Origin of the sequence: Psychrobacillus sp. L4 (assembly GCF_042944905.1) — a bacterium.
GTDB lineage: Bacteria > Bacillota > Bacilli > Bacillales_A > Planococcaceae > Psychrobacillus.
This window is the reverse complement of record NZ_CP168496.1, coordinates 2,676,395-2,688,396: the sequence shown is the minus strand read 5'-3', so window position 1 is coordinate 2,688,396 and position 12,002 is coordinate 2,676,395. Positions and strand designations below refer to the sequence as shown.

General features: G+C 35.7%; 11 protein-coding genes. 8 read left to right on the top strand and 3 right to left on the bottom strand.

Translation table 11 applies throughout. The annotated features are described in order from the left end of the window. Window positions 1–48 precede the first annotated feature (48 nt). Together ACEPXG_RS12970 and ACEPXG_RS12965 are read right to left on the bottom strand one after the other, a co-directional pair. A complete protein-coding gene (locus ACEPXG_RS12970) occupies window positions 49–3,081 on the bottom strand; it encodes an efflux RND transporter permease subunit (protein WP_391203054.1) in 3,033 nt (1,010 codons plus the stop codon). A gap of 309 nt (window positions 3,082–3,390) precedes the next feature. Next, on the bottom strand, window positions 3,391–3,879 hold the full coding sequence (locus ACEPXG_RS12965; RefSeq protein WP_391203051.1) for an Hsp20/alpha crystallin family protein: 489 nt from the start codon (window positions 3,877–3,879) through the stop codon (window positions 3,391–3,393). A gap of 185 nt (window positions 3,880–4,064) precedes the next feature. On the opposite strand from ACEPXG_RS12965, the gene ACEPXG_RS12960 reads away from it, so the two are divergent. The 4 genes from ACEPXG_RS12960 (at window position 4,065) to ACEPXG_RS12945 (ending at window position 7,405) form a co-directional block, all read left to right on the top strand. Beyond that, a complete protein-coding gene (locus ACEPXG_RS12960) occupies window positions 4,065–5,189 on the top strand; it encodes an NADH-dependent flavin oxidoreductase (protein ID WP_391203048.1) in 1,125 nt (374 codons plus the stop codon). Window positions 5,190–5,357: 168 nt separating this feature from the next. Then, window positions 5,358–5,567: a hypothetical protein gene (locus tag ACEPXG_RS12955; protein ID WP_391203044.1), complete on the top strand. Its 210-nt coding sequence runs from the start codon at window positions 5,358–5,360 to the stop codon at window positions 5,565–5,567. A 239-nt stretch (window positions 5,568–5,806) separates the two neighbouring features. Next, window positions 5,807–6,283: an MgtC/SapB family protein gene (locus ACEPXG_RS12950; protein WP_391203041.1), complete on the top strand. Its 477-nt coding sequence runs from the start codon at window positions 5,807–5,809 to the stop codon at window positions 6,281–6,283. A gap of 129 nt (window positions 6,284–6,412) precedes the next feature. Then, window positions 6,413–7,405, top strand: a complete 993-nt coding sequence (locus ACEPXG_RS12945; RefSeq protein WP_391203038.1) for a glutaminase — start codon at window positions 6,413–6,415, stop codon at window positions 7,403–7,405. A 51-nt stretch (window positions 7,406–7,456) separates the two neighbouring features. Here ACEPXG_RS12945 and ACEPXG_RS12940 read toward each other — a convergent pair whose 3' ends face one another. Beyond that, window positions 7,457–8,434, bottom strand: coding sequence for a YpdA family putative bacillithiol disulfide reductase (locus ACEPXG_RS12940; protein ID WP_391203035.1), 978 nt, complete (start codon window positions 8,432–8,434; stop codon window positions 7,457–7,459). Window positions 8,435–9,027: 593 nt separating this feature from the next. Between ACEPXG_RS12940 and ACEPXG_RS12935 the strand changes: the two genes are divergently transcribed. From ACEPXG_RS12935 to ACEPXG_RS12920, 4 genes are read left to right on the top strand one after another with little or no spacing between them, the layout of a single operon-like run. After that, window positions 9,028–9,681, top strand: a complete 654-nt coding sequence (locus tag ACEPXG_RS12935) for a sugar transferase (protein WP_391203032.1) — start codon at window positions 9,028–9,030, stop codon at window positions 9,679–9,681. Between the two features lie 58 nt (window positions 9,682–9,739). Beyond that, window positions 9,740–10,498: a tyrosine-protein phosphatase gene (locus ACEPXG_RS12930; RefSeq protein WP_391203029.1), complete on the top strand. Its 759-nt coding sequence runs from the start codon at window positions 9,740–9,742 to the stop codon at window positions 10,496–10,498. A 51-nt stretch (window positions 10,499–10,549) separates the two neighbouring features. Beyond that, complete coding sequence (locus ACEPXG_RS12925) at window positions 10,550–11,290, top strand: YveK family protein (RefSeq protein WP_391203026.1); 741 nt, start codon at window positions 10,550–10,552, stop codon at window positions 11,288–11,290. Next, entirely contained in the window at window positions 11,283–11,978 is a 696-nt protein-coding gene (locus ACEPXG_RS12920) for a CpsD/CapB family tyrosine-protein kinase (RefSeq protein WP_391203022.1), read from the top strand. Before ACEPXG_RS12925 ends, ACEPXG_RS12920 begins: the two co-directional genes overlap by 8 nt. Window positions 11,979–12,002 lie beyond the last annotated feature (24 nt).

The window sequence follows — 12,002 nt, the reverse complement described above, 5'->3', positions numbered from 1 at the left end:
AAACCAGAACAAAGCAATTAAGCTAAGGTCTGGTTTTTAATCATTTATTTAAACTGAAGCATCTTGCCCAGCTGCTTGACTAATTCGCTGTTTCTTAGACTTCCTAAAATAAAGCAATTCATATATACAAGGAATCACAATCAGCGTTAGCAAGGTTGCCATAGCTAACCCACCAATAACTACAATAGCCAAGCTTTGTGATACTAAGCTTCCTGTTTCAGCCTGCTTCATTAGTAATGGAAGCATCGCACAAATGGTTGCAATCGCAGTCATGAAGATTGGTCTCATTCTTGTAGCGGTTGCTTCTACAAGTGCGTCGCGAATTATCATTTTTTGTTCATTTTGTTTTACTCGGTCTAGAAGCACAATCGCATTTGTTACGACAATCCCGATTAGCATCAATGCTCCTAATAGTGCCGTAATATCAACTGGTATTCCGCTAATAAGAATTCCTAAAATAGCGCCAATTGCTGCAAGTGGTAGGGAGCAAAGAATTGCGATAGGTGCTTTGATTGACTTAAATGTGATGACCATTATTAAAAATACAATTCCAATAGAGACAAGCATAATGAGAAATAAGTCTGTAAAATCTTCTGCTTGTTGGCTACTTGATCCTCCAACTAGAACCTCCACATTATCCGGTATATCCATTGTTTCCTGTTCTTTATTATCCCCGAATATTTCTAGATTTATCTTGCTTGAGATTTCGGATAGTTTCGCAGGGTCAATGGATGCGGTTACACGAAGGTAAGCATCTCCATCTTTATGGAATTGATTAGTTGAACGCTCTTCACTTTGCAGCTTAGCAATGGACGATACTGGTACAAGACCTGTATCGGTCATAACTTGTATATTTTCCAAGTCTTTTGGTGTTTTCGTATCAAAAAGCGGTTCCAAGAATACCATTTTTGGTTTGTCGTTTAAACTTATCGTTCCTATCGGTGTTTTATTTAGCATTACGCCTAACTGTTGCGCAATCTGTTCTGTGTTTCCTTTTGTTGGATCGACCTTGAGGGAATATACGGTTTTCTTTTCATCCTGATTAGTTGCAACTTCTTCTACGCCTTCGATGTTCATAACTTTTTCTTTAATGGCTGTGGCCACTTCTTCAAGGCTCTCTAAATTTTCACCTACTACATCGATCGTGATATTAGTACTTGCGCCACCCATCATAAAGGATGCTGCAGTTACTTCTAATAGCGCATCAGGATATTGATCTTTTTTCTTTTCCATTTCTTTAACGATGTGTTCTGTATCTTTATTATCATGCAATAAAATACTGAAGGAGGCTTCCGTCGATGATCCGACCCAGCCATATTGAGCAGCTTCGGCTGGTGAACCTACCTGAGAAAATACATATTGGACTTCATCCATCTCTAGAATAGAAGATTCCAATTCTAACGTTTTGGCCTTTACTTCATCTAAAGGTGTATCATTTGGGTAACTTAGCGTGGCTACAACATAGTCAGCAGAAGAGTTGTCAACTGCTCCTTTTGGAATGGCAAAGTAAGTACCAATGGAGCCGATGAAAAGGATGATGGATAACAAAAAGATAATCCATTTATGATTCAAAGACCATGTAACTATCTTTGGAAAACGAACAGCTGGTTTATGTTCCGGCATCTTTGTATTCTTCAATAATCCTGCACTCATTAACGGAACTACAGTCAACGCGACGAGCAAGGATGCAAGCAAGGAATAAGTAACGGTCAATGCAAATGGTAAAAGGAATTCCTGTAATCCTCCATTTAATAAGCTCATCGGTAAAAAGACTGCTACCGTTGCTAGTGTAGAGGCAGTAATTGCGACTCCTACTTGTTTCGTTGCGGCAATCACCATTTGGACGGAGAGTTTCTCAGTTTGCATTTTGCGGAAAATATTTTCGATTACGACAATGCTGTCATCCACTAGACGTCCAACTGCAACAGCCACTCCGCCAAGCGTTAATATATTCAGTGTTACACCAGACAATGATAGTAGGAATAACGTTAAACATAGTGACAAAGGAATCGATACGATAGTAATAAAAGTAGAACGGATATTTCGTAAAAAGAGCATAATGACAATCGTCGCAAATAGTGCACCAAGAAGCACTTCCTTGATCATCGTATGAACGGAGTTTTGAACCAGATCAGCAGAAGAGACATAAACAACAGATTCTTGCTGATCATATTTTTTATTAATTTCCTTTGTTACTTTTTCAATTTCTTTGCTAATCGTTACAGCATTGGATTTGCTGTCTTTTGTGATGCTTATATCTAGACTATCCTTTCCGTTGAATCGACTGATGAAATTCGTATCTTTTGTTTCTTTAATGGATGCAATATCTTCCAGTTTTACGTCAGGTCCTACATTTATTCCTTTCAATTTTTCAATGCTTGTTAGATCACCAATTACTTTAATATTGCTATTTTTTCCATCTATTATTTTCTCGCCGATAGCTACTGCGATATTTTGACCATGCAGAATCCCCATAACCGATTGAAAAGGAATTTGATTTTTAGCCAATTTTGCATTATCAATTTTGATAGTAATGATTGAATCTGTGATTCCATATACATCTACATTGGACACCCCTTTGATTTCTTGATACCGGGATAGAAGCTCTTCACGGGCAAAATCCATATTTTTTGTAGTCATTCCATCATCAAAGGTAACGGCAATGTTAGCTATTGGAATCATGGACGTATTAAGCTGGGAAATTATTGGCTTAGATATATTAATAGGTAAGGCCACATTGCTTAATGCTTCTGTTACATCCTGTTTCGCTTGTTTCATATCGTATCCCGCCTCAAAGAACAGGTCCACTTTAGAGAATCCGTCTCCAGTTGTAGAATACACGGATTTTTTGCCATTTAATCCTCTAACGGCTCTTTCAATTGGCATAGTCACTTCAGATTCCATCGTTTTGGAATCCGTTCCTTGCCCCATGGATATGATGGTGACTTGCGGATTGTCTGCTGAAGGTAAGAACTCCATTGGTAGTTTAAAATAACTGACTACACCTATAACTAATATTAGGATGGTCAATACAGCAACCGCTGCTTTGTTACTAAAAGCCCATTTAGTAAAACTCGACATATAGAACTCCTCCTAAAAATTCGAAAGTTTGATAAAAAATATGAAAATAATTGCGAAATGAAACAACTGATCACTAACTATCTTTTTAATTTTAAAAATTTAACCAGCATATATGCTCCCTTCTTTCACTTTTTAGTTGTATCTTCATTGTAAGAAATGGAAACATATTCCGCATTGAACCTTAGATTTAATTTTCCCTACGGCTAAAGGCTGACAAGTTTAAAAAGATTTAAATTTATAACAAAAAAGCCACAACTACCGAATATTACCGGTTATTGTAGCTTTGCATTTCATCTAGTTGGGACCTACTTAGGAATTATCATCTATTGTAAGGTATCTTCGCTTAATATCTTTTTTGGGGAAAGTGATTTTAAGTGTTTCATTGTGAAAGGAGGTTTTTGTTTCTTTTTCGGAAATTGAATAGGGAAGGGGGATAACGTGCTCTCGTCGTTGATAAAATTGTTTTCTTCCCGTGTGGGTCTCATAATTGACTTCCTCTAGAATGGAATTCTCCACTCCTATTCTTAACTGATTACCGATGATTTCTAATTGAATTTGGTTCTTCGTACAACCTGGTAGATTTGCTTCAATAATCACTTCTGAGTCAGTTTCATACGTGTTAATCCAGTGCGGGTTAGATGTAAGCTGAGTATTTATATGCTTAAAGAATTGATTGAGATAAGAATCCATCCCATTTATCAAATTCAATAGTGAAAATGGTTTAAATTCCATATCGGACATTCTAACGAGCTGATGATCTTTATTCTCCTTTGGGAGGTTGTCATTTCCAAAGGTCATTTTTATTCCTCCTTTTATAAATGCTATTCATGAAATAGATTATGTTAGATCGGACAATTGGTAGTGGGCATTCCATCTATTAATATTGCAACTATAGTAATGACGGCCGAATCTTTCCACAAGACAGGAAGGAATGAAAAAGTGTATCGTAGTAAATGCATATATAAAAAATAGGAGGACTACATATGAATAATAAATACGAACAGATCTTTCAATCTTTTGCTTTTCCTTCAGGGGTAGAGGTAAAGAATCGAATAATGATTGCACCAATGACCACTTATTCATCCCAAGATAATGGAGAATTATCCGAACAAGAGCTAGCTTATTATAAGGAGCGATCTGGCGGAGTTGGGGCATTTATTACAGCATGTGCATATGTCAGTTTAGATGGAAAAGGATTTCCTGGTCAATTCAGTGTCGATGATGATATTTTCATCCCTAGACTGAATAAACTAGCGAAAACAATTCAATCGAATGGAACAAAAGCGATTCTGCAAATTTATCATGGGGGTAGACAATCACCACCAACATTATTGCCAGACCAACAGCCTGTTTCGGCAAGCGCTATTGCAGCTGATCGGGAAGGGGCACCAGTTCCGCGTGAAATGACCGAAGTTGAAATACAAAATACTATTAAAGCTTTTGGTGAGGCAACGCGACGAGCTATTGAAGCAGGATTTGACGGAGTGGAACTTCACGGTGCTAATACATATCTATTACAACAATTTTTCTCTCCACACTCTAATAGAAGAGAAGACCAATGGGGAGGGTCTCTTGAAAAAAGAATGCAGTTTCCATTAGCTGTCGTGAATTCTGTAAAAAAAGCAGTTGCAGAACATGCTAAAACACCATTTATTGTAGGGTATCGAATATCACCTGAAGAAGGAACAAATCCTGGGATTACCTTGGAGGATACGCTTCAATTTGTCGATAAGCTAGCAGATCAAGCACTCGATTACTTGCATGTATCTGTCATGCATTTCTGGAATGGCTCTTTCCGTGAGAAAAATGAATCCCAATCAAGGATTATCAAAGTTTATGAAAAAGTTGGCAGTCGTGTCCCAATTTTAGGTGTTGGCTCACTACATAGTCCTGAGGAAGTAGTGGAAGCATTAGAAACAGGCGTCCCATTAATTGCTTTAGGCCGAGAGATGCTTATGGAACCAAAATGGATTGAAAAAGTGGAAGCCGGACAAGAAGATCAAATACGTACCACCCTTTCTAAAAAGGATCAAAAGGAATTAGTAATACCTGACCCATTATGGGACCGCTTAATAAATGTAAAAGGTTGGCTGCCGGTAGAAGATTAAGTATTTTCGCTCCTGTGTGGCTAGCGCTTGGAAATAGGTATAAATTTTTAAAGAAATAATGGTATAATAGTGTACTTAGGTAGATTAGAAAGTTATGGATCTAATTGAAATGAAGGAATCCAAAACATCTTCTTGGTTGTTTTCGGAAACGTTATCGGAGGTGTCAATATGAATAAAAAATGGACTATTGAAAGTATCCGTGAGTATGTCACGAAGAATTCAGATAGTGTATTACTGTCAAAAGAATATATAGGATACTCGCAAAAACTTCTATTTAAATGTGCTTGCGGAAATAATTTTGAAAAAACTTTCACTAAATTTAAAGGTAGCAATCAGAAAAAATGTACAGACTGTTTAGCACCTAGGGCTTCACGTTAAATCTTGCCTTCATTTAGAATTGTTTCGGTGCTTTAATACATGAATAGAAAGAGCTGACGAAAATGCATTTCGGCAGCTCTTTCGTTTTTTATGAAGCTTAGAAATGTTCATTCATTTTAAAAGGTTTTAGAAATCTTTTATAGAAATAAACATATATAGAGTAATTTTGTTAATGGAAGTGAATCTTATTAAAAAAGGTACTAGTGAAGGAATGAAATAAATGAAAGGAGTAATGCACGATGAATTTTATTACATCATTATTCAATTCACATATTGACTTATATATTAGACTAATTGTTGCTACGATTATAGGATTTTTAATTGGCTTGGAAAGGGCTATTAAGAATAAGCCGGCGGGGATTAGAACGCATATTTTAGTCTGTTTGGGATCAACACTTGCAATGATTCTTTCGACGTTAAATCAAGGTGATGGCAATGATCCAATGCGTTTAGCAGCACAAGTAATTAGCGGGATTGGATTTCTTGGTGCAGGTGTAATTTGGTTAGATAAGGATAATATAAAACGAGGTCTTACTACTGCAGCAAATCTTTGGATTACTGCTTGTGTTGGTTTAACGATAGGTTATGGAGCATATGATTTAGCTATTATCACTGTAATTTTAATGTTTATTGCGATGAACTTACCAAGACTTGTAGAAAAAACGGGAATATTACCATCTAGAGAAGTAGAAGAAGATGATAGTGATGGCGAATAGGAAAGTAAGTATGAATTTTAACGCGTTCATAATATGGATAGTAATTTTTTGAATATTGTTCTATTCTAAATTAAGAAAATAGAATCAATTTAATAATCGTAATAATTTCATGGTTAAGGGATGGATAATATGAAAAAAGTCACTGGTGATTCGGGTATTCAGAAAGTAAATCAAAATGTAACTAATATAGATGACTGGGTGGCGCAGTATCGTACTTTTTCTAAGCAAGGGAAAAATGCTTCCTATATCCCAGCTTTAGAGAAGGTGGAATCTTCCAATTTGGGTATCACTATTATTGGGCCTGATGGGACCATGATAAAGTCTGGTGATTGGAACGTTCCTTTTACTTTACAAAGTATTTCCAAAGTAATCAGCTTTATCGCTGCATGCATGCACCATGGTATCCCTTATGTATTGGATCGGGTGGATTTAGAACCAACTGGCGATCCATTTAACTCCATTATTCGTTTAGAAATGCACAAGCCAGGAAAACCATTTAATCCGATGATCAACGCGGGGGCAATAACAGTTTCCTCTATTCTTCCAGGATCAACTCCAGAGAAAAAATTAGAATCCATTTATTTATTAATGGAGAAAATGGTTGGGAAACGTCCTACATTAAATGAGGAAGTGTTCGTTTCGGAATGGCAAACCGCAAATCGAAATAGAGCTTTAGCCTATTATTTAAAAGAAACAGGTTATTTAGAAATAGAGGTGGAGGAAGCTTTAGAGGTATATTTGAAGCAATGTTCGTTAGAAGTAACAACAGAAGACATCGCTTTAATAGGCTTAATATTGGCACATGATGGATTTCATCCAATTCGAAAGGAACAAATTCTTCCTAAAGAAGTGGCCAGATTAGCCAAAAGTTTAATGCTGACTTGTGGGGTTTATAACGCTTCCGGTAAATTTGCTGCTTTTATTGGAATACCAGCAAAGACCGGGGTTTCCGGTGGGATAATGGCAACCGTTCCACCTCGTGTTAGAAATGAAGAATTTCCTTTCCAGGAAGGCTGCGGGATAGGCATTTATGGACCAGCTATTGATGAATATGGAAGTAGTGTAGCAGGTGTAATGTTGTTGAAAAAGATTGCAGATACATGGGATTTAAGCATTTTCTAAAATAAAGGCTCTCCAAATTACATGAATGTGATTTCTAGAGCCTTTAACGTATTATACATAGGAAAGGCGTTGCGCAATTTCTTCTGCAATTTTCAAACCGTGAAATCGTCCATCTTCAATGTACACACTATTGGTAATACCACCAGTTACAACTCCAGAAAGAAAAATGTTTTTGACATTAGATTCGTGTGTTTTAGGATTAAAAGAAGGAACTAGTGTAGAAAGGTCGGTTTGAATGCCGATGCTTTGGAGCAATGAAATATTTGGCTGATACCCGATGAGGGAAAACACAAAGTCATTTTTTAAGGAAACAGTACCATCGGGAGAAATTATATTAATGGTTGTATCATCTATATTTGCAATAGTTGAATTCGGATAAAAGCTTATTTGTTCCTTTTTTAGAAGGTTACGCATATCTAACAGCAAAGATGGTTTAATGCCTTCTAAGACAGTTTCTCCTCGGTGTACAAGCGTAACATGAGCACCATTACGATAAAGATCAATCGCAGCTTCAATCGCCGAATTTTTACCACCTACAACTGTAACATGTTGTCCAAAATAATTGTGGCCCTCTTTATAATAATGTGATACCTTGGATAAACTTTCCCCAGCTACCTCTAACTTTCTAGGGGTATCGAAAATACCAGTTGCAAGAACAATCATCCGCCCTTCGTATGGAATGGCATTACCCACACGATCTTCTGCATGGATAATAAAGGATGCTGTACTTTTAGTAATAGAATTTACTTTTTGATAGCATCTAATATTTATTTCTTGCCTTTCTGATACTAAGCGATAATATTTTAGTAACTCATTTCGAGAAGGGCGCACATCTTGAGAGAGGAAAGGGATATTGCCAATTTCTAAACGATCTGAAGTACTATAGAAAGTCATATGTAATGGACAGTTGACTATGGAATTGACAATCGCCTCTTTTTCAATAATTACATAAGAAAGACCTTTTTCTTGAAGAGCAAGCCCCGTTGATAACCCACATGGCCCCCCACCAATAATAACAACATCATACATACAATTAATATTCCTCCTTCAAAATTTTTGCATAATCAATCGCTGATAGCCAGTCCCAGTATGCTCAGACGAATAAGAATAAATACCAGAAAGTTCTAAACCGATTCCTTTATATTCATCTCCTAAAAATACTGTAGCTTTATCTTTGCCAATCGAAGAAAAAAGTTCATCTCTTACTTTTCAACAATCTAGTGGGGGCATCTGGATAAATAATTGCATTGTCGTTTTCATTGCGTTGTTTATCTCACTTAGCCGACTATTGGATTTTTGTTTATTCAAAATGAAGGATAACTCAAGAAAATTCGTTATTCGGTGACTTTTTGGGACATCCTCCCTTTCAAAGCTGGAACTTTTATGAGAAGAATGAATTAATGCCAATTGCAAAAAGCATATTAAAATAATCGGATAATCCTATAGTTTATAATACTTTAAAATAATATTTTCAAGCTGTCCCAAGGGTAATCCCTTGTGGCAGCTTATTTTTGTTTCTATTAACTTGTACCAAAGTTATTTTTATTAGTTCTTTTTTGATAGAGGAGGTGAATATACTCTCTTAGTAGTTCTATTTTTCAAATATTAAAGGAGGCTGCGTTTTGGAAAGCTTGAAAAATATAACCTTGCAGCAAAGCAATCATTTCGTCTATCACCGTATGGGTAAAAGGAGCGTTGATATTATTGGAAGTGTTTCGTTAATCATCATTTTAGTTCCAATTATATTACTTTTTTCTATCATTCTACTTCTATTTTCTGGAAGACCTATACTTTTTAAGCAAATCCGATCTGGTATGAATAATACTCCTTTTAAGATTTGGAAGTTCCGAACGATGCAAATGGAGTCAGAAGAATCCAGTAGCCATCAATATGAATGGCAGAATGAAGTTCCTGAAGACTTTTCATTCGCTAAGCCGGAACATTTAATAGTTACAACCTTGGGAAAAATATACAGAAAGTACAGCATAGATGAAATCCCTCAATTATGGAATGTACTAAAAGGGGATATGAGCTTTGTGGGACCTCGGCCGGAAATGGTCGAAATTACAAATCATTATTCTAAAGAACAAAAGAAACGACTCATCATAAAACCAGGAATAACAGGATATGCACAAGTTCATGGTAGGTCCAATATTACGCATGGTGAAAAAATAGCGAGGGATTTATATTACGTGCAAAATTGTTCGTTTTTACTGGATTTAAAGATTGTAATTCGAACTATTCTTATTGTGATTACTGGGAAAGGAGCTTATTGAATATAAGCTATATGTACAAGTAATATATTTCAATAGTTTTTCAAAAGGAGTAGTAGAAGTGCTTGTAGATATCCATAATCACATTTTACCGGGACTAGATGATGGAGCACAGTCCATGGAAGAAGCAATATTACTTGCTACAAATGGAGTAGCAAATGGTGTAACGCATATAATTGCTACTCCACATCATCTGAATAGAAAATATACGAATTCTTCGACAGAAGTGAAAGAAGCAGTAGCAAATTTATATAGGGAACTTTCTCGTAAAAATATTCCCTTGAAAATCCTTCCAGGGCAAGAAATTCATTTAACCGCTAATATTCTTGAAGAATTAGATAATAATTTATTAACCCTGGCCAACAGTGGCAAATATATATTAATAGAACTACCTAACAACCATATTCCAACTAATACTTTAGAAGTCTTTTTTCAAATTCAACTGAAAGGATACATTCCAATTATTGTACATCCAGAAAGAAATGCTGCACTTAGGCGAAACAAACAACTTCTATATGAGTTTGTAAATAAAGGGGCTCTTATCCAAATAACTGCTTCGAGCCTAATTGGAGTTAATGGTAGAAGTATAAAGAAATACACCAAAGTATTAATCAAACACAATTTAGTTCATTTTATAGCTTCAGATGCACATCATTATGTAAAAAGACCATTTTTATTGAAAAAAGCATACCAATATGTAAAGAAAAGGTTTTCCGAAAGTCATGTTACTTACTATTGTGAAAATGCTAAACACGTCCTATTTGGTACAGAGTTTCTACCATTACCACCAGTTGGTTTCAAAAAGACTCGTCATTTGTGAATAAATAGTTGATTCTATACCAATGAACCAACAAAAGGGGTCATGAATCATATGGAGGAAACAATTAGTCTACATGAACTATTTAAAACAATAAAAAAACGGTTTGTGCTCATTATTAGCATTATCGTTTTAGTAGTAACGATTACTGGTATATACAGCTACTATTTTCTAACTCCGATTTACCAAGCATCAACACAAATTCTCATAAATCAAAAGGAATTCCAGCGAGGACAATTAAACAGTCAGGACATTCAAACGAATCTTCAATTAATCAACACATACAATGAAATTATAAAAAGTCCAATTATTCTTTCAAAAGTAATCGAAAATTTGAATTTAAATACGACACCAGAATTACTTAATACAAAAATAACCGTTTTTAATCACCAAAACTCCCAAGTTGTTAACATTAGAGTAGTAGATCCAGGGTTGCAAAAAGCAATCGATATCGCGAATATGACAGCCGAAGTTTTCCGTGTAGAAATTAAGACATTGATGAATGTGGATAATGTAAACATTCTCTCAATAGCTGTAGACACGAAGAATATTTCACCTGTTAAACCCAATCCAAACCTTAATATGGCAATTGCAGCAGTTATCGGCTTAATGCTAGGAGTGGGAATAACTTTTCTCTTAGAGTATTTAGATACAACAATAAAAACCGAGCAGGATATTGAAGAATTAATAGGATTACAAATTCTGGGGCTTGTTAGCCCGATTTCAAGGAAAAATTTAAAAAGAACAAAAGAATTGACTAGTCGCAAAAGGAAAAGAGGATCAAAAAGTGTTTAATAAGAAAAAGAAATTGCAGAAATTAGTTGCACGGAAACTTGTGACGAGTGTTAGTCCTAGATCTATCATTTCGGAACAGTTCCGAACGGTTCGGACAAACATTAACTTTTCACTACCAAGTAAGGAATTGAAAACACTTTTATTTACTTCTTCTTCAATTGGAGAAGGAAAATCCACGTCAGCTGCAAACGTTGCAATTGTTTTTGCACAAGAAGGAAAAAAAGTGCTCCTAGTAGATGCTGACTTGAGGAAACCTACAATGCATTACACATTTGAAAAGTCCAATACACCTGGTTTAACCAACTTGCTGACGGGCCATTGGCATATTAATGAAGTAGTAAAGGAATCTGGAATTAATGGATTGCACCTGATTACATGTGGTCCAATACCCTCCAATCCTGCAGAACTTCTTGGATCAAGTTCAATGGACATTTTTATAAAAGAAATAAAAGAGAGATATGACATGATTATTTTCGATGCCCCACCAGCTCTTTCCGTTTCGGATGCTCAAATACTTTCCAATAAATGTGATGGTACAATACTTGTCATTAGTTCAGGTAAAACGGAGAAAAAGAACGCTGTAAAAGCTAAAGAAGCGTTACAAACCTCTAAAGCAAATATTATTGGGACAATTCTTAACAACTATAAACTTGAAAAGAATCATTACTATTACCAGTTCTACGGGTAATAAAGTGAACTACAAACGAACTTA